This is a genomic window from Pseudomonas sp. Marseille-P9899, from assembly GCF_903166565.1.
Lineage (GTDB): Bacteria > Pseudomonadota > Gammaproteobacteria > Pseudomonadales > Pseudomonadaceae > Aquipseudomonas > Aquipseudomonas huaxiensis.
Genome location: NZ_CAESCG010000002.1, coordinates 136,790 through 154,489 on the forward strand (window position 1 = coordinate 136,790; position 17,700 = coordinate 154,489).

Consider the following 17,700-nt stretch of genomic DNA (forward strand, 5'->3'; position numbering starts at 1 on the left):
CTGAAACAACCCGTTACTCTTGCCTTCCTTAAATTCATCCGATGATTGGATGTAAGCCCTTTTATGACCCAGCTCATCAAGCGTTCCCTCGTCGAACAAGCCGTCGAGCAACTCCGCCAGCGCATCACCAGCGGCGTCTGGTCGGTTGGTCAGCGTCTGCCGACCGAGCCTGAACTGGCCGCTGACCTCGGCATCAGTCGCAACACCGTGCGCGAGGCTGTGCGTGTGTTGGCCTTCAGTGGATTGGTGGAAGTGCGCCAGGGCGACGGCAGCTATCTGAAGACCGCCTCGGACCCGCTCCCAGCGGTCCAGGCGTTGTCCAACTGCAGCCTGGAACATGCGCGGGAGGCGCGGCACCTGCTGGAAGCCGAAGCGATCGGCCTCGCGGCATTGCGGCGTACCGAGCAAGACCTGCTCGGCCTGCATGAAGCCCTGCGCGCCAGCGGCAATCACTTCCACGGTGATCTGGGCGATTACATCTGCTGCGATCTGGCCTTCCACCAGCGTCTGGTGGATGCCGCGCACAACCCGGCGTTAAGCGAGTTGTATCGCTACTTCTCCAGCGTGGTGGCGATGAAGCTGGAACACAGCATGAGCAGATCGCCGCGCAATCAGGCGGTGTTCGATCTGCATAAAGCGATTCTCGACGCCGTCGAACGACAAGATCCGGAGCGGGCCAAGGCCCTGAGCCGGACACTGATCAATGAACCCTGACTTCGAGACTGCCATGGGCCAAGACCTTTCCCACAAGCCCGCGCCCCACGGGCCGGTGCTTGACGAACTTTTGATTGATGCCGAAGCCGACGACGGCGATCTCCAGCCGCCCGTAGGCTTGCCAAAGCCGTGGCTGTTGCTGCTGGGCCTGGTGCTCGTGGCGTTGAACCTGCGCCCGGCGCTGTCGAGCATGTCGCCGTTGCTCGGGGATGTTTCCGCGAGTCTCGGCCTCAGCGGTTCCCAGGCCGGCCTGCTGACGACCCTACCGGTGCTCTGCCTGGGCCTGTTCGCGCCGTTGGCGCCGGTTCTGGCGCGGCGTTTTGGCAGCGAGCGGGTGGTCCTGTTCATCCTGCTCTGCCTGGCGGGCGGCATTGCCTTGCGCAGCAGCTTCGGCAGCATCGGGTTGTTCGGCGGCAGCCTGATTGCCGGGGCCAGTATCGGGGTGATCGGCGTGCTGCTGCCGGGTATCGTCAAGCGTGACTTCCCGGCCCATGCCGGGACGCTGATGGGCGTCTACACCATGGCCCTGTGCCTGGGCGCGGCGCTGGCGGCCGGGGCCACGGTGCCGTTGAGTCATTACTTCGGCGACAACTGGACCCTGGGCCTGGGCTTCTGGCTGGTGCCGGCAGTGGTGGCCGCGTTGTTCTGGTTGCCCCAGGTGCGCCAGAGGCATGGCGTGCATCATGTGGCCTATCGAGTGCGTGGTTTGTGGTGCGATCCGCTGGCCTGGCAGGTGACCCTGTACATGGGCCTGCAATCTTCGCTGGCCTATATCGTCTTCGGCTGGCTGCCATCGATCCTCATTGGTCGCGGTCTCAGCCCGACCGAAGCCGGGCTGGTACTGTCCGGCTCGGTGATCGTGCAGTTGGTCAGTGCGCTGACCGCGCCGATGCTGGCCACCCGCGGCAAGGACCAGCGTCTGGCGATCGTCGTGGTGATGGCGCTGACCCTGGCCGGCCTGTTCGGTTGCCTGTATGCGCCTCTTGGCGGGTTATGGGGCTGGGCGGTGGTGCTCGGGATTGGCCAGGGCGGTACCTTCGCCCTGGCGCTGACGCTGATCGTGCTGCGCTCGCGCGATGCCCATGTCGCCGCCAATCTTTCGAGCATGAGCCAGGGCGTGGGTTACACCCTGGCCTCGGCGGGGCCCTTCGCGGTCGGGCTGGCGCATGACCTGACCGGCGGCTGGGCCGCGGTAGGCTGGATCTTCGCGGTACTGGGTGGTGGAGCGATCCTCTTCGGTCTCAAGGCGGGCCGCGCGCTGCATGTGCGGGCGGTCAGCGAGCGGATTTGAGCTACTACGGATTACAACCGGCCTTCCGGGCGGCTGCATCACCGACTTTGGGGCGCGAAGGCTCGATGTACAACGCCTGTTTTTTCGGATAGTTGGCTCGCAGGCAGCGCAACTGTTCGCGCATGCTGCCGACTTGCCGTTCATTGTCGCGCCATTGAGGATCATTGCTGTGGCGAGTGAACACGTCGTCATACAGCGCGTCCGTTTCGCTTTGGCTGGCAGCAAGCCCATAAGGCGTCAGCTTGACGAGCAGTGACAAGCCTTCCTTTTTGCTGACAACGTCGGTGTAGGTTTCCCAACTGATCGACTCAATGTACTTGCTGGGCGCATCGGCAGGTATCGGCTGCAGTTCAATGGCCTGATCAGTCTCGACATAGGCGAAGCGCGCGGTGGCGGGTTTGGTGAAGTCGACGCGCACAATGGGCACGATGAAACCCGCCGCGGCCAGTTTTTTCTGGAAGTTACGAGCGCTGGTAAGGCCGTCCTCGGGCTTTTGCGGTTTGGTATCACCGTAGGTGGAGTAATTGAAGTTGCTGTTCGGATTGAAGACGAAGGCGTCGATGTACTTTTTGGTGTCGGAACCGTCCGAGGTCTCGGAGGCGTTGCGCATCATGAACTCGTTGGTGAGGGTGCGTACGGCAAGGGGCGCGGTGTTGTTGGCTTTCGCCCGGGACTCATGGATCTGGATCATTTCGTTCCATTGCGCCGGGTCGTCGGCCTCGAACGAGCACTGGACGCGCTGGACCGTCGTATTGCCGTAGGCCTTCTGCCATTCGGTCAGACTACTAACACCTTTTTCGGGGCACGTTCCGTAGGCGGTCGTGGCATTCAGGTTGGCAGCACCGCCCTGGCCGGCAGTGGAGGGTTGTCCTTTGCCGTAATCGCCGCAGCCATGCCATTTACGCTCCGGCCCGGTGCCGGCATCGAACGGGTAGATGCAGACGAATCCTTCCTGCTTGACCGGCGCGCCTAACCGCTCGGCATCCACAGGAGTGCGCATGATCATACCGGCAGGATGGACCAGGACCACGATGCTTAGGTCGCTACGCAGCCAGGTCCAGGAGGTGGCGCCGGTCTTGACGGCGTAGGGGCTGTAGTCCCAGGGGTTGAACGGCCCGTCGTTGACCATTCGCAAGGTCACGCCGCTGCAGTAGTAGTGGCCGCGTGGTGCGCCGCTGCCGACTTCCTTGCAGGCGTTGTCCAGCGTGTTGTAGTTGCGGTTGATCCGCTCCACGGTGGCCTGGGCGGACCGTTGCGGATCAGTCTCCTGCGCCTGTGCCCACAGGCTGACGCCCAGGGTCGTGAGTACGAACAGAATGCTGCGGGTACGCATGGGCAAGTCCCTCTTTCGCAGGCCTTTGACTGGGCGATCCGGTCTTTGCGCAAAGGCTGGCTGAGGATAGGAAACGGGACGTTTCGGTGACTACTGACAGAAATATCAGTTCTGACGAGTGGTTGTAGCGAGCGCCACCAGGGACAGGCATTCACCCGGTCAATGCTGCTGGCCTGACGCCAGCAATCGGTCTATCGTGCAACGCTGATCTTTGCGGAGACGCCCGTCATGAGCGATGCCAACAGTGAGCTGATTACCCGTTTCTACCAGGCTTTCCAGCGTCTGGATGCCGAGGCCATGGTTGCCTGCTACAGCGACGATATCGTGTTCAGCGACCCGGCCTTCGGCACGTTGCGTGGCCGGGATGCCGGTGACATGTGGCGGATGCTCACCACACGGGCCAAAGAGTTTTCCCTCACCTTCGACAACGTCTGCGCCGATGACCGCGGCGGTTCGGCCCATTGGGTCGCCACTTACCTGTTCAGCCAGACCGGACGCATCGTGGTCAACGACATCCACGCCAGCTTCGTCATCCGCGACGGCAAGATCTGTCAGCACCACGATGTCTTCGATTTCTGGCGCTGGTCCCGCCAGGCGCTGGGCACACCGGGTCTGCTATTGGGCTGGACGCCGTTCCTGCACAACAAGGTTCACCAGCAGGCGCTCAAGGGCCTGAAGGCATTCCAGCGCGGTTAAGGGGTGCGTGCCTGAGGCGGATATTGCCTCAGGCCATTTCAGACTGCGGCTATGGGTATTAAGCTGGCGGCTTTTCCACTCCAGACCCGACAACCTGTGACCGAACACGCCACCGCAACACCTGACAAGCCTTGGTACGTCTACCTGGTGCGGGCTGCCAATGGCTCGTTGTACTGCGGCATCAGCGACAACCCCGAACGACGTTTCGCCGCACACCAGCAAGGGCGTGGTGCCCGCTACTTCAGCACCAGCCCGGCGGTGGCGCTGGTGTACGTCGAGGCCTGGCCGGACAAGTCGCAGGCGCTGCGCCACGAGCGGTTGATCAAAGCGTTGAGGAAGAGCGCAAAGGAAGCTTTGGTGGCTTCCTTTGCGGCGCAGGGCCGTTGAGCGGTTAAATGTTGTTGCAGCCCTTACTCGTGGACTCATCGATCTCGACGTAAGGCCTTGAAGGTTCCAGGTTCCATTCGGGCTTGTTTCTCGCGATAAGGAAATGGCACACCAGTTGCCGGCGCATGCTGGCTACGTTGTTGATCTGGTTATCCGGGTTGTCCTTCCACTGGAAGTAATTCCAATAAAAAGTCACCAGCTCGTTGAAGAAGTTATTGGTCTGCCCGGGGCCAATCTTTCTGCCGCACTCGGTGGGAACGACCGACAGTGACCAGATTTTTCTCTTGAAACCTGGATCGTCCCGTTCGATCCACTTGGCACTCTGGATATAGGCCGGGCAAGCGTTCTTTTCCGTCGTCGGATAAATGACTTGATCATTCTTGTTGAATGAAAACCGTGCGTCTTCCACCAGGGTTTGCGGCATTTTTATGTCCACCACCGGGACTTGTGTGTGGGTGTGATACCAATACTGGATCTGGTACAGCCTGGCGCCGTAGCGGCCGCTGTCCGTTACAAAGAACGCGGCGAGTACGGAGGGCTCTATCGGCGGGTTTTCCTTCCATATCGCGATGCGCAGTTCGTTATGGATACCGTAGGATTCCCTGGCCAGCAGGTTCGTGGCTCGGAGGCTTTCGTAAAAGGCAGTGGTGCGGTCTTTGCGTTCTGGGCGAACGTCGAAGCCACACTGCTTGCTGTTAATGCGGCCCGCCGCCTTGTGAGCGGCCAGCCACTGTTCAGCGGTCGTCACGTGTTCATCCTGGCACTGTTTTTCGATGCGATCGGTTGTATCGCTGGAATCTCCACAACCGTTTTGCGTGCGGTTGCTCGCGCCTGCGTCGATCGGGAAGGCGCAGAGCACGGTGTAATCCACCTGCTCTTTCGGGTTCTCAGCAACGTTGTCGAGGATGATGCCGCTGGTGAGGTTCCAGGCCAGTGTCTTGAACTTGGCGTCCTTGCGCAGGTAAGACGCCGAAATCCCGCCACTCTTCATGGCCACCGGGCTGACGCTCCACGGGCCAAACTGCACATTGGGATCCAGCGCCCTCATGACCACGCCGCTACAGGTGTAGGCAGGGTCATGTCCGCAGCTCGGGCGGACATCGTTGTAGCGGGCGCTCAGCTTGGCGACGACATCGTCACCAAGCTCTGCGCGGGCTGGGCTCATTGCAAGCGCGCAGACCGTTGCTGCGGTGAAGACGAGCAGGGTGGTGGTTTTCATTTCGCACATTCCTGGCTGCGGGGCGAAGTCTCGAAGGTGTCAGGCCGTGACGAATCGAGAATAAGCAGCCAGGGAAAAGCGCGACTACTGACAAAAATATCAGTTCAGATCAGTGGTTACGGGTTCAGTCCTTGCGACGTTTCAACTGATCCGTCAGTTGGGTAGGCAGGCCCTTGATGATCAAGGTGCCGGCTTCTTCGTCATATTCGATCTTCGAACCCAGCAAGTGCGCCTCGAAACTGATCGACAGCCCCTCGGCGCGGCCGGTGAAGCGGCGGAACTGGTTCAGGGTGCGTTTGTCGGCGGGGATCTCCGGCGACAGGCCGTAGTCCTTGTTGCGAATATGGTCGTAGAACGCGCGCGGGCGCTCTTCGTCGATCAGCCCGGAGAGTTCCGTAAGGGTCACCGGCTCGCCGGCCTTGGTCTGGCTGGTGGCGTAGTCCACCAGAGTCTGGGTTTTCTCGCGGGCGGCTTCCTCGGGCAGGTCTTCGCTCTCGACGAAGTCGCTGAAGGCCTTGAGCAGGGTGCGGGTTTCACCGGGGCCGTCGACGCCCTCCTGGCAGCCGATGAAGTCGCGGAAGTAGTCCGAGACCTTCTTGCCGTTCTTGCCCTTGATGAAGGAGATGTACTGCTTCGAGTTCTGGTTGTTGCGCCACTCGGGGATGTTGATGCGGGCCGCCAGGTGCAATTGGCTCAGGTCCAGGTGGCGGGACGGGGTGACATCCAGCTCGGCGTTCACCGCCACGCCTTCGCTGTGGTGCAGCAGGGCGATTGCCAGATAGTCGGTCATGCCTTGCTGGTAGTGCGCGAACAGCACATGCCCGCCCACCGACAGGTTGGACTCTTCCATCAGCTTTTGCAGATGCTCCACCGCGATGCGGCTGAAGTCGGTGAAGGTCTTGTCGCTGTCGAGGTATTCCTTCAGCCAGCCGCTGAACGGATGCGCCCCGGATTCGGCGTGGAACAAACCCCAGGCCTTGCCCTGTTTGGCGTTGTAGCTGTCGTTGAGGTCGGCCAGCAGGTTTTCGATGGCGGTCGACTCGGCCAGCTCGGAGTCGCGGGCGTGCAACACGGCTGGGCTGCCATCGGGTTTCTTGTCGATCAGGTGAACGATGCAATGACGGATCGGCATGGAGTTCTCGGCTCGGTGAAGGGCCGGCGCAGGGCTCGGCAAAGTTGCCAAGTGTAACTCAGCCGGGGCTGATGACGGGGTTGCCGAGCAGGTGACGGGGGGAGGGGTTCGGTTTTTGTTCTGTTTTTTGCGATATTTTGTGTAAACCCCCGAAAAACCTGAACATTTGGCCCGTGTGAGGCGGATATTTATCTATTCCTGTGGTAGTTTTGCCCGGTCTTGCGCCCCCTGTGTGGCGCATTGCTGGCAGTTCGCTGGCGTCCCGTCGAACCAAACGCATTTTTGTGTATCTACATACGCGATTGGCAAATGGAAGTACCCGACCCGCCGACCATTCGCGGGGCCGGACCCGATGGCTGACGCAGCACTCTGCAAACCCACTGAATTTGATTAGGGAAGGAACACCACCATGGCATTGACCAAAGACCAACTGATCGCCGATATCGCTGAAGCAATCGACGCGCCGAAAACCACCGCGCGTAACGCACTGGAGCAACTGGGCCAGATCGTTGCTGATCAACTGGAAAACGGTAGCGAAATCACTCTGCCAGGTATTGGCAAGCTGAAAATCTCCGAGCGTCCTGCCCGTACCGGCCGCAACCCTTCGACTGGCGCTGCCATCGAAATCGCTGCCAAGAAAGTCGTCAAGTTCGTTCCAGCCAAAGTGCTGACCGACGCTGTAAACAAGTAATTGTAAACAGCACAAAAAAACCGCGCCGGGTGCGAACCTGACGCGGTTTTTTTACGCCTGCAGAAAGGGCGTTACTTGCTGCCCCAGCGTTGCTGACGCCACTGCTGGCGCGCTGGCGCGTCCTGGAAGGTCCAGGCCACCAGGCGGCTCTGTTTCTGCCCCTGGCCCATTTCCAGCACTCTCTGCTCCTGCACGCCGGCCTTTTTCAGCGCCGCCTCGATACCGGGCAGATTCGGGGCTTTCGACACCAGGCTGCTGAACCACAGCACCTGTTGGCCGAGCGCCTTGCTCTCGTTGACCAGTTGCGTCACGAAACGGATCTCGCCGCCTTCGCACCACAGCTCATTGTTCTGGCCGCCGAAGTTCAAAACCGGCAGCTTGCGCTTGGGGTCGGCCTTGCCCAGGGCGCGCCACTTGCGTTGGCTGCCACGCGTGGCTTCCTCGCGGGAGGCGTGGAAGGGCGGGTTGCTCAGGCTCAGGTCGAAGCGCTCATCCGCCGCCAGCAGGCCGGTGAGGATGTGCTTGCGATTGCCCTGCTGGCGCAGGCTGATGAACTTGCCGAGGCCATTAGCCTGGACGATAGCGCCGGCTGCGGCCAGCGCCACCGGGTCGATGTCCGAGCCAACGAAGCGCCAGCGGTAATCCGCATTACCCAGCAGCGGGTAGATGCAGTTGGCGCCGACGCCGATATCCAGTGCCTGGACCTGCACGCCACGGGGAATCTCACCGCCGTTGTCCTCGGCCAGCAGGTCGGCGAGGGTGTGCAGATAGTCGGCGCGGCCCGGAATCGGCGGGCACAGGTAGTCGGCGGGAATATCCCAGAACTGAATGCCGTATTGCGCCTTGAGCAGCGCCCGGTTGAACACCCGCACCGCCTCGGGATCGGCGAAGTCGATGCTCGGCTTGCCGTAAGGGTTGGTGATGGTGAAGCGGGCGAGGTCCGGGTGCGCCTTGATCAGGGCGGGGAAGTCGTAGCGGCCCTGGTGGCGGTTGCGCGGGTGCAGGGTGGGTTTGTCGGGTTTGTTCATGGTCGCTGAATGCAGAAGGGGCCGGGCGGCTACCCGCTTGGCCGCGATGGCGTTCTGTCAGGCACGTTAGTGGTGCTTGAAGTTACGCATCGCGGGCAAGCGGGTCGCCGCACGGCCCGCTCCTACAAGGTTCCTCTGTCGTTACAGGGCGGCAATCCGCGCGTGCTGCTCGGTGAAGTTGGCCAGGGCCTGTTCGGCTTCGGCCAGCTTGGCGCGCTCCTTGTCGATGACGGCAGGCGGAGCCTTGTCAACGAAGGCGGCGTTGGACAGCTTGCCGCCGACGCGCTGGACTTCGCCTTGCAGACGCTGGATTTCCTTGTTCAGGCGCGCCAGTTCGGCGTCCTTGTCGATCAGGCCAGCCATCGGCACCAGCACTTGCAGGTCGCCCACCAGCGCGGTAGCGCTGAGCGGTGCTTCGTCCTGCTCGCCGAGCACGGTGAACGATTCGATCTTCGCCAGCTTTCTCAGCAGCGCTTCGTTTTCGTTCAGGCGACGCTGGTCTTCAGCGCTGGCGTTCTTCAGGAACAGTTGCAGTGGCTTGCCCGGGCCGATGTTCATTTCGCCACGGATGTTACGCACACCCAGCATCAGCTCCTTGACCCACTCGATGTCGCTTTCGGCGGCGGCGTCGATGCGGCTTTCGTTCGCTTCAGGCCACGGTTGCAACATGATGGTCTTACCGTCGATGCCGGCCAGCGGCGCCAGGCGCTGCCAGATTTCTTCGGTAATGAACGGCATGAACGGATGGGCCAGGCGCAGCGCCACTTCCAGGACCCGCACCAGGGTGCGACGGGTGCCGCGAGCACGTTCGACCGGGGCGTTTTCGTCCCACAGGACCGGCTTGGACAGCTCCAGGTACCAGTCGCAATACTGGTTCCAGATGAACTCGTAGAGCGCCTGAGCGGCCAGGTCGAAGCGGAACTGCTCCAGTTGGCGGGTCACTTCGGCTTCGGTCCGTTGCAGTTGCGAGATGATCCAGCGGTCCGCCAGCGACAGCTCGTAGGCTTCGCCGTTCTGGCCACAGTCCTCGCCCTTGTCCAGCACGTAGCGGGCGGCGTTCCAGATCTTGTTGCAGAAGTTGCGGTAGCCCTCGACGCGGCCCATGTCGAACTTGATGTCGCGACCGGTGGACGCCAGCGAGCAGAAGGTGAAGCGCAGGGCGTCGGTGCCGTAGCTGGCGATGCCTTCCGGGAACTCGGCCTTGGTCTGCTTGGCGATCTTCTCGGCCAGCTTGGGTTGCATCAGGCCGCTGGTGCGTTTCTCCAGCAGTTCGTCGAGGGTGATGCCGTCGACGATGTCCAGCGGGTCAAGGACGTTGCCCTTGGACTTGGACATCTTCTGGCCCTGGCCGTCGCGGACCAGGCCGTGGACGTAAACTGTCTTGAACGGAACCTGCGGCGTGCCGTCCTCGTTCTTCACCAGGTGCATGGTCAGCATGATCATCCGGGCGACCCAGAAGAAAATGATGTCGAAGCCGGTGACCAGCACGTCGGTGGAGTGGAAGGTCTTGAGGAATTCGGTCTGCTGCGGCCAGCCCAGGGTGGAGAAGGTCCACAGGCCGGAACTGAACCAGGTGTCGAGGACGTCGTTGTCCTGGTTCAGGACCACGTCGGCGCCGAGGTTGTTCTTCGCCCGCACTTCTTCTTCGCTGCGGCCGACGTAGACCTTGCCGGACTCGTCGTACCAGGCCGGAATGCGGTGGCCCCACCACAGTTGGCGGCTGATGCACCAATCCTGGATGTCACGCATCCACGAGAAATACATGTTTTCGTACTGCTTGGGCACGAACTGAATGCGTCCGTCTTCCACGGCGGCGATGGCAGGTTCAGCCAACGGCTTGGTGGAAACGTACCACTGGTCGGTCAGCCACGGCTCGATGATGGTGCCGGAGCGGTCGCCCTTCGGCACTTTCAGCGCGTGGTCATCGACGCTGACCAGCAGGCCCAGGGCGTCGAAGTCGGCGACGATCTGCTTGCGCGCGACGAAGCGGTCGAGACCGGCGTACTGGGCGGGCAGGGTGGCGTCGACGGTTTCGTTGACGCTGCCGTCGAGGTTGAACACCTGGGCGGCCGCGAGGACCACGGCGTTCTTGTCGAAGATGTTCAGCAGCGGCAGGTTGTGGCGCTTGCCGACTTCATAGTCGTTGAAGTCGTGGGCCGGGGTGATCTTCACGCAGCCGGTACCGAACTCGGGGTCGCAGTAGTCGTCGGCGATGATCGGGATGCGGCGGCCGATCAGTGGCAGTTCGACGAACTTGCCGATCAGTGCCTGGTAGCGCTCGTCGTTCGGGTTCACTGCCACGGCGGCGTCGCCGAGCATGGTTTCCGGGCGCGTGGTGGCGACGATCAGGTAGTCGTTGCCTTCGGCAGTCTTGGCGCCGTCGGCCAGCGGGTAGCGCAGGTTCCACAGATGGCCTTTCTCGTCGTGGTTTTCCACTTCGAGGTCGGAGATCGCGGTGTGCAGCTTGGTGTCCCAGTTGACGAGGCGCTTGCCGCGGTAGATCAGGCCGTCTTCATGCAGGCGCACGAAGGCTTCCTTGACCGCATCGGACAGGCCGTCGTCCATGGTGAAGCGCTCGCGGCTCCAGTCCACGGAAGAACCCAGGCGGCGGATCTGCCGGCTGATGTTGCCGCCGGACTGTTCCTTCCATTCCCAGACCTTGTCGAGGAATTTTTCCCGGCCCAGGTCGTGGCGATTCTGGCCCTTGGCTTCAAGTTGACGCTCGACCAGCATCTGCGTGGCGATGCCGGCGTGGTCGGTCCCGGGCTGCCAGAGGGTGTTGCGGCCCTGCATGCGACGGAAACGGATCAGGGCGTCCATGATCGCGTTGTTGAAGCCATGACCCATGTGCAGGCTGCCGGTGACGTTCGGCGGCGGGATCATGATGGTGTACGACTCGCCCGCGCCTTGCGGGGCGAAGTAGTTCTCGGACTCCCAGGTGTTGTACCAGGAAGTTTCGATGGCGTGCGGCTGGTAGGTCTTATCCATGCGCGGGGGGACCCTATGGCATTTATTCGGGAAAGCCGGGAAGTATAACCAAGCTGCAGGCTTCAAGCGACAAGCTACAAGCAGGACGTGCGCGGTTGCGGACGGGTGTCGTATCTGTCCGCAACTGCGCAGGGATCAGGAGGGTTGCTGGTTCAGCAGGCGTTCGAGACGGGCGTCGAGGCGGCGCTTGATCTCGTTTTCAATGTGCGGGGCGAAGTCGTCGATCACGTCCTGCATGATCAACTGGGCGGCGGCGCGCAGCTCGGCATCCAGGTGCAGCAGGGTGTCCTGGCGGCGGGCCTGTGGGTCGGGCTCGTTCACCGGTGCAGCAGGTGCTGGCGGCGCGAGTTCTTCGGCCGGTTCGAGCAACAGCGGGATCTGTTCTTCCACGGTTTCGGTCAGTAGCGGCGGTTGCAGGGTGTCATCACCCAACAGTTGCCTGATCGATTCCAGGTCATCCAGCAGGTGGGCGGATTGGGGCAAGGGCGGGCGTTTGTCCATCGTCGTCAGAATCGCGGTAAGCGGTGGTCTTGCAGAGCATAGCCCTGTTCGCGGTAGAAACGGAAACTCTCTCGGGTCGCCTGGCGGATGGCCGGGTCCTCGACCACGATCTCGGCGATCCGGGCAAAGCGCGAGGCGAACGGCGGGACTTTCAGGTCAAGGTTGACCAGCAGGTCGTGGTGCTCACCGGGGTCGTCACCCATTCCCAGCGCTACCGCGGCCGCGGCATCTTCCTCGGCAAGGCTGTGGGGCACGAAGGCTTCACCCTTGAACGCCCACAGGCGGGCGTCGAGTTCGTCGCGCTGGGCGGCGTCGCTGCAATTCAGATAGACCCGGTGCCCCAGCCGCCAGGCTTTCTCGCAGAGTTTGCAGGCGAAATCCAGGCGCACGGCAGGCGAGGGACTGGGCAGGATGTAGAAATCGACTTGGCTCATGGCTGTGTTGCCAACCGATCACGCCCGTGGACGCGACCGGCTGGCTGCGCATCAGGCGTTGGCGCGGTCGAGCAGGTACTGGGTCAGCAGCGGGACCGGACGGCCAGTGGCGCCCTTGTCCTTGCCGCCGCTGATCCAGGCGGTGCCGGCGATGTCCAGGTGCGCCCAGTTGTAGGCCTTGGCGAAGCGCGACAGGAAGCAGCCTGCGGTGATAGTGCCGGCCTTCGGGCCGCCAATGTTGGCGATGTCGGCGAACGGGCTGTCCAGTTGCTCCTGGTACTCGTCGAACAGCGGCAGTTGCCAGGCGCGGTCATCGGCACGCTTGCCGGCGCTGAGCAGTTGCTCCACCAGTTCGTCGTTGTTGCCCATGAGGCCGGAAGTGTGGCTGCCCAGGGCGACGATGCAGGCGCCGGTCAGGGTGGCGATGTCGATCACCGCCTGCGGCTTGAAGCGCTCGGCGTAGGTCAGGGTGTCGCACAGCACCAGACGGCCTTCGGCGTCGGTGTTGAGGATTTCCACGGTCTGGCCGCTCATGGTGGTGACGATGTCGCCAGGACGGGTGGCGCCGCCGCTCGGCATGTTCTCGGCGCAGGCCAGCAGGCACACCAGGTTGATCGGCAGTTGCAGCTCGAGGACGGCACGCAGGGTGCCGAAGACGCTGGCGGCACCGCACATGTCGTACTTCATTTCGTCCATGCCGGCACCGGGCTTGAGGCTGATGCCGCCGGTGTCGAAGGTGATGCCCTTGCCAACCAGCACGAACGGCTTCTCGCTTTTCTTCGCGCCCTGGTAGTTGAGGACGATCAGGCGTGGCGGCTGGTCGCTGCCCTGGCCGACGGCGTAGAACGCGCCCATGCCGAGGTCCTTGATCTTCTTCTCGTCGAGGACTTCGACCTTGAGGCTCTTGAAGGCCTTGCCGAGGTTCTTCGCTTCTTCTGCGAGGTAGCTTGGGTGGCACAGGTTCGGCGGCAGGTTGCCCAAGTCGCGGGTCAGGCGCATGCCGCTGGCGATGGCGGTGGCGTGCTTGACCGCGCGCTCGGTGTCGGCCAGGCCGGCCTTGTCGATGAGCAGGGTGATTTTTTTCAGGGCGCGGGGTTCGGCTTTCTGGCTCTTGAAGCGGTCGAAGACGTATTCGCCGTCGAGCAGGGTTTCGGCCAGCAGGCGGGCCTTGCCGTAGTGGGCGTCGCGGCCGTTGACGGCGACTTCGTCCAGAGCCAGCACCGCATCGCTGCCGCCCAGGCCCTTGAGAACGTTCAGCACGCTGTTGACCAGCTTGCGCCAGCTACGATCGCTCAGCGCGTCGTCCTTGCCGGTGCCGACCAGCAGAACGCGCTCGGCCTTCACGCCGGGCAGGCTTTGCAGCAGCAGGGTCTGGCCGACCTTGCCGGCCAGGTCGCCGCGCTTGAGCAGGGTGCTCAGGGCGCCATTGCTGGCTTCATCGACGGACTTTGCGTGGGCGCCCAGCTTGCGGCCTTCGCCTACTCCCAGTACCAGGGTGGCGGTTTTCAAGGATGTTGCGGCTACGCTTTTTACAACCAATTCCATGTCAGGGTCCCCGGAATGAACGGTCAGTGCGCGCAATTCTCTGCGAGCGCTCGAAGCAGCCTGGCGGCGCGGCGGCGGGCCAGACATAAAGCCGCCAGTTTGAGCCCGGCGCGGCGCCTGTGACAACCCCGTTTTCAAGCATCGCGCGGCGCGAAGTGACAGGCACGGTCAATCACAGGATAATGCGCCGACTTCACTGTCCGGGTCCGTCTTGCGGACCGGCAACTATCTTGGTTGCAACGTTTTCCTTGTTCGGCTGTCCGAGCCTGACAACCCAGGAGTGGCTGGTTTGATCGTCTTCCGTTATTTGTCCCGCGAGGTCCTGGTGACCTTGAGTGCCGTCAGCGCAGTGCTGTTGGTCATCATCATGAGCGGGCGCTTCATCAAATACCTGGCCCAGGCCGCGCAGGGCATGCTCGACCCGGGCGTGCTGTTCATGATCATGGGCTACCGGCTTCCCGGTTTCCTGCAGTTGATCCTGCCGCTGGGGCTGTTCCTTGGCATCCTGCTGGCCTACGGGCGCCTGTACCTGGAAAGCGAGATGACCGTGCTTTCCGCCACCGGCATGAGCCAGCAGCGTCTGCTGGCCATGACCATGGCACCGGCCGCGCTGATTGCGCTGCTGGTGGCCTGGCTGAGCCTGAGCCTTGCTCCCCAGGGCGTTACCCAGGTGGCGCAGATCATCAACCAGCAAGATGCCCTGACCGAGTTCGACACCCTGGTGCCGGGACGTTTCCAGACGCTGCGCGACGGGACGCGGGTGACCTACACCGAGCGACTCTCCGATGACCGCGTGCAACTGGGTGGTGTATTCATTTCCGAGAAGCGCTTCTCCCAGGACAAGACCAAGGACCGTGGCATCAGTGTGCTGGTGGCCGAAAAGGGTCGTCAGGAAGTGCAGGCAGACGGCAATCGCTACCTGATTCTGGAAAATGGCTACCGTTACGACGGTAACCCGGGCCAGGCCGACTACCGCGCGATCAAGTACGACACCTATGGCGTGCTGCTGCCCAAGCCGGAAGTCAGCTCGGACATCACCGAGCGCGAGGCGATCCCGACGTCAGAACTGTTCAAGAGCGATGCCCTGCGCGAGCGGGCAGAGTTGCAGTGGCGCCTGTCGCTGCCGCTGCTGGTGTTTATCGTGACCCTGATGGCGGTACCCCTTTCGCGGGCCAACCCGCGGCAGGGCCGTTTCCTCAAGCTGCTGCCGGCGATTCTTCTGTATATGGCTTACCTGACGATTCTGATTGCCGCCCGTGGCGCCCTGGAGAAAGGCAAGATGCCGATCGCCCTGGGCCTGTGGCCGGTGCACGGGCTGTTCCTGCTGATCGGCCTGGGGCTGATGTACTGGGAGCCGCTGCGCCTAAAGATGCGTTCGCGTCGTGCGGAGGTGGCCCGTGCGTAAACTCGACGGCTATATCGGCAAAAGCGTGTTCATGGCGATCCTCGCCGTGCTCGGGATCATTCTTGGCCTGGCGTCGCTGTTCGCCTTCATCGACGAGATGGGCGACATCAGCGATACCTACACCCTGCTGGACGCCAGCAGCTTCGTGGTCCTGACCGCGCCGCGCCGCCTCTACGACATGCTGCCGATGGCGGGCCTGATCGGTTGTCTGATCGGCCTCGGCAGCCTGGCCAGCAACAGCGAACTGACCATCATGCGTGCGGCGGGCGTCTCCATCGGCCGTATCGTCTGGGCGGTGATGAAGCCGATGCTGGTACTGATGCTGGCCGGCGTGCTGATCGGCGAGTACCTGGCGCCTGTCACCGAGAACAAGGCCCAGGCCGAGCGCTCGCTGGCACAAGGCGGCGGTGATGCGCAGAGTTCCAAACGCGGGTTGTGGCACCGCCAGGGCGAGGAGTTCGTGCACATCAACACCGTGCAGCCCAACGGCCTGCTGCTGGGTGTGACCCGCTATCACTTCGACAATGAGCGTCACATGCTGTCCTCCAGCTTTGCCCGCAAGGCGCAATACCAGGAAGACCACTGGCAGCTCACCGACGTGACCAGCACCATGTTCCGCGGCGACCACACCGAAGTGGTGAAGAGCGCCGAAGAACGCTGGGATGTTGCCCTGACCCCGCAATTGCTGAGCACCGTGGTGCTGGCGCCGGAATCGCTGTCGATCACCGGGCTGTGGGACTACATCCACTACCTGTCCGACCAGGGCCTGAACAACGATCGCTACTGGCTGGCGTTCTGGACCAAGGTGCTGCAACCGCTGGTGACTGCGGCGCTGGTGTTGATGGCGATTTCCTTCATCTTCGGCCCGCTGCGCTCGGTAACCCTGGGCCAGCGAGTGTTCACCGGCGTGCTGGTGGGCTTCGTGTTCCGCATTGCCCAGGACCTGCTGGGGCCATCGAGCCAGGTGTTCGGCTTCCCGCCGCTGCTGGCGGTGCTGTTGCCGGCAGGGATTTGCGCGCTGGCTGGCGTGTGGCTGTTGCGCCGGGCTGGTTGACGAGCTTTCCCCGGACAAGAAAAAGCCGACCCCCACGAAGCAATGCCAGGCAGTTGAATCAGTTGAGGCCCATCGCGAGCAAGCTCGCTCCTACACCGTAGGAGCGAGCTTGCTCGCGAAGAGGGTTAACTGACTGGCATCGCTCCCATGGGGTCGGCTTTTTTGTGCCTCACTTCTTGCGTTTCGGGACCCGTACCAGCTGGGTTTCCGAGTAGATGTCGTGCCAGCTTCGCTTGCGCTTGTCGATCAATACCCAGAAGAAACCCAGGCCCAGGCACAGCCAGGACGCGATCGACACCACGAAGCGCAGCAGTGCCTGCCAGAGCCCGATGGCCGAACCGTCGGCATTCTGCACCCGCACGCCCCAGACCTGCATGCCCAGGGTCTGGCCGCCGTGGGTCCAGAACTTGGCGAAGAAGCCGAACAGCACGAACAGCAACACGGTGGACAGCAGCGGATCGCCGTCCAGGGCGCCGGCTTCGGTCATCGTGCGCATCTGGGTTTCGCCGATGATGGACATCTGGATCATCTTGTAGACGAGGGTGGTGACCATCAACAAGGCGGTGCACAGCAGGAAGTCATAGAACATTGCAGCCAGCCGACGGCCCAGTCCGGCTACGGGAAACTCGCCCTGAGGCTGAAGCATTTGCTTGGGCATGCGGTAAGGCTCCTTGCGCAAAAACGCCCATTCTACGGAATTGCGGGCACAAAAAAGCCCCTGCTGTTGCCAGCAGGGGCTTTTATCGGGAATCAGGCTTCCGCGATAACTTCGTCAGCCTGCATGCCTTTTTGGCCCTGCACGGCGATGAAGGTGACTTTCTGGCCTTCTTTCAGGCTCTTGAAGCCGTTGCCTTGAATGGCGCGGAAGTGTACGAACAGATCCGGACCGCTTTCAGGAGTGATGAAACCAAAACCTTTCTCGTCGTTAAACCACTTGACGGTACCGCTCTGACGTTGGGACATTGTCTTATTTCCTTTGAAACTTAGAATTAATAACAGCTTCTTTCAGAATGAAAGAGTACTGGGCTGGGTTGCAGGAAAGTAAGAGACGTCGAACGGGTTGTAGCGAATCTCAGGCTACTGTCCAGGTCACGAACTATGCGACCCACGCAAACACAGTGCAGTGACTCTACGCTAACTCTCTCGAAAAAAACAAGCCCCGCAGCCCCCCGCTTTCAGGGCTTCTGGGCAACTTTTGGCAGTTTTTTACGGCCTCTTTTCGGGGCACTGCCAGCGTCATGTTCGAAAGTTTGGTAGTGCGTTCGAAATCGAATATCCCGAA

Annotated in this window: 17 protein-coding genes; 7 read left to right on the forward strand and 10 right to left on the reverse strand. The window is 62.1% G+C overall.

Translation table 11 applies throughout. The features are described from left to right. Positions 1 to 63: 63 nt before the first annotated feature. Entirely contained in the window at positions 64 to 714 is a 651-nt protein-coding gene (locus HWV67_RS09900; RefSeq protein WP_175651092.1) for a FadR/GntR family transcriptional regulator, read from the forward strand. A gap of 13 nt (positions 715 to 727) precedes the next feature. Continuing rightward, positions 728 to 2,005: a CynX/NimT family MFS transporter gene (locus HWV67_RS09905; protein WP_256680128.1), complete on the forward strand. Its 1,278-nt coding sequence runs from the start codon at positions 728 to 730 to the stop codon at positions 2,003 to 2,005. Positions 2,006 to 2,009: 4 nt separating this feature from the next. Here the strand turns inward: HWV67_RS09905 and HWV67_RS09910 are convergent, their stop codons facing one another. Then, the gene (locus HWV67_RS09910; RefSeq protein ID WP_175651094.1) at positions 2,010 to 3,338 is read right to left on the reverse strand and encodes a DUF2599 domain-containing protein; all 1,329 of its coding nucleotides are present in this window, start codon (positions 3,336 to 3,338) and stop codon (positions 2,010 to 2,012) included. 228 nt (positions 3,339 to 3,566) lie between these two features. Here HWV67_RS09910 and HWV67_RS09915 point away from each other — a divergent pair, with 228 nt between their 5' ends. Together HWV67_RS09915 and HWV67_RS09920 are read left to right on the forward strand one after the other, a co-directional pair. Next, positions 3,567 to 4,034 (forward strand): nuclear transport factor 2 family protein, encoded by a 468-nt coding sequence (locus HWV67_RS09915; RefSeq protein ID WP_175651095.1) that lies wholly within the window; start codon positions 3,567 to 3,569, stop codon positions 4,032 to 4,034. 51 nt (positions 4,035 to 4,085) lie between these two features. Next, on the forward strand, positions 4,086 to 4,421 hold the full coding sequence (locus HWV67_RS09920; RefSeq protein ID WP_175651096.1) for a GIY-YIG nuclease family protein: 336 nt from the start codon (positions 4,086 to 4,088) through the stop codon (positions 4,419 to 4,421). 4 nt (positions 4,422 to 4,425) lie between these two features. On the opposite strand, the gene HWV67_RS09925 is transcribed toward HWV67_RS09920, so the two are convergent. Both HWV67_RS09925 and yejK read right to left on the reverse strand, forming a co-directional pair. Next, complete coding sequence (locus HWV67_RS09925) at positions 4,426 to 5,649, reverse strand: DUF2599 domain-containing protein (protein WP_175651097.1); 1,224 nt, start codon at positions 5,647 to 5,649, stop codon at positions 4,426 to 4,428. A gap of 115 nt (positions 5,650 to 5,764) precedes the next feature. Then, a complete protein-coding gene (yejK, locus tag HWV67_RS09930) occupies positions 5,765 to 6,772 on the reverse strand; it encodes a nucleoid-associated protein YejK (protein WP_175651098.1) in 1,008 nt (335 codons plus the stop codon). Positions 6,773 to 7,181: 409 nt separating this feature from the next. Between yejK and HWV67_RS09935 the strand changes: the two genes are divergently transcribed. Further along, positions 7,182 to 7,463: an HU family DNA-binding protein gene (locus HWV67_RS09935; RefSeq protein ID WP_095154313.1), complete on the forward strand. Its 282-nt coding sequence runs from the start codon at positions 7,182 to 7,184 to the stop codon at positions 7,461 to 7,463. Between the two features lie 71 nt (positions 7,464 to 7,534). Here the strand turns inward: HWV67_RS09935 and rlmF are convergent, their stop codons facing one another. From rlmF to HWV67_RS09960, 5 genes are all read right to left on the reverse strand, one after another. Continuing rightward, positions 7,535 to 8,491 carry a 23S rRNA (adenine(1618)-N(6))-methyltransferase RlmF gene (rlmF, locus tag HWV67_RS09940; protein WP_175651099.1) on the reverse strand — a complete coding sequence of 319 codons (957 nt, stop codon included), beginning with the start codon at positions 8,489 to 8,491 and terminating at the stop codon, positions 7,535 to 7,537. Positions 8,492 to 8,632: 141 nt separating this feature from the next. Beyond that, positions 8,633 to 11,479, reverse strand: coding sequence for a valine--tRNA ligase (locus tag HWV67_RS09945; protein WP_175651100.1), 2,847 nt, complete (start codon positions 11,477 to 11,479; stop codon positions 8,633 to 8,635). 135 nt (positions 11,480 to 11,614) lie between these two features. After that, on the reverse strand, positions 11,615 to 11,980 hold the full coding sequence (locus tag HWV67_RS09950) for a DNA polymerase III subunit chi (protein ID WP_095154307.1): 366 nt from the start codon (positions 11,978 to 11,980) through the stop codon (positions 11,615 to 11,617). 5 nt (positions 11,981 to 11,985) lie between these two features. Continuing rightward, positions 11,986 to 12,414 (reverse strand): DNA polymerase III subunit chi, encoded by a 429-nt coding sequence (locus HWV67_RS09955; protein WP_175651101.1) that lies wholly within the window; start codon positions 12,412 to 12,414, stop codon positions 11,986 to 11,988. A gap of 51 nt (positions 12,415 to 12,465) precedes the next feature. Beyond that, positions 12,466 to 13,959, reverse strand: a complete 1,494-nt coding sequence (locus HWV67_RS09960) for a leucyl aminopeptidase (protein ID WP_095154303.1) — start codon at positions 13,957 to 13,959, stop codon at positions 12,466 to 12,468. Between the two features lie 289 nt (positions 13,960 to 14,248). On the opposite strand from HWV67_RS09960, the gene lptF reads away from it, so the two are divergent. Together lptF and lptG are read left to right on the forward strand one after the other, a co-directional pair. Continuing rightward, positions 14,249 to 15,364, forward strand: coding sequence for an LPS export ABC transporter permease LptF (lptF, locus tag HWV67_RS09965; RefSeq protein WP_175651102.1), 1,116 nt, complete (start codon positions 14,249 to 14,251; stop codon positions 15,362 to 15,364). Beyond that, on the forward strand, positions 15,357 to 16,418 hold the full coding sequence (lptG, locus tag HWV67_RS09970) for an LPS export ABC transporter permease LptG (protein ID WP_175651103.1): 1,062 nt from the start codon (positions 15,357 to 15,359) through the stop codon (positions 16,416 to 16,418). Before lptF ends, lptG begins: the two co-directional genes overlap by 8 nt. Before the next feature lie 169 nt (positions 16,419 to 16,587). Here lptG and HWV67_RS09975 read toward each other — a convergent pair whose 3' ends face one another. After that, positions 16,588 to 17,076, reverse strand: a complete 489-nt coding sequence (locus HWV67_RS09975; RefSeq protein ID WP_175651104.1) for an RDD family protein — start codon at positions 17,074 to 17,076, stop codon at positions 16,588 to 16,590. Positions 17,077 to 17,168: 92 nt separating this feature from the next. Next, positions 17,169 to 17,381 (reverse strand): cold-shock protein, encoded by a 213-nt coding sequence (locus HWV67_RS09980; RefSeq protein WP_010220199.1) that lies wholly within the window; start codon positions 17,379 to 17,381, stop codon positions 17,169 to 17,171. Positions 17,382 to 17,700: the final 319 nt, after the last annotated feature.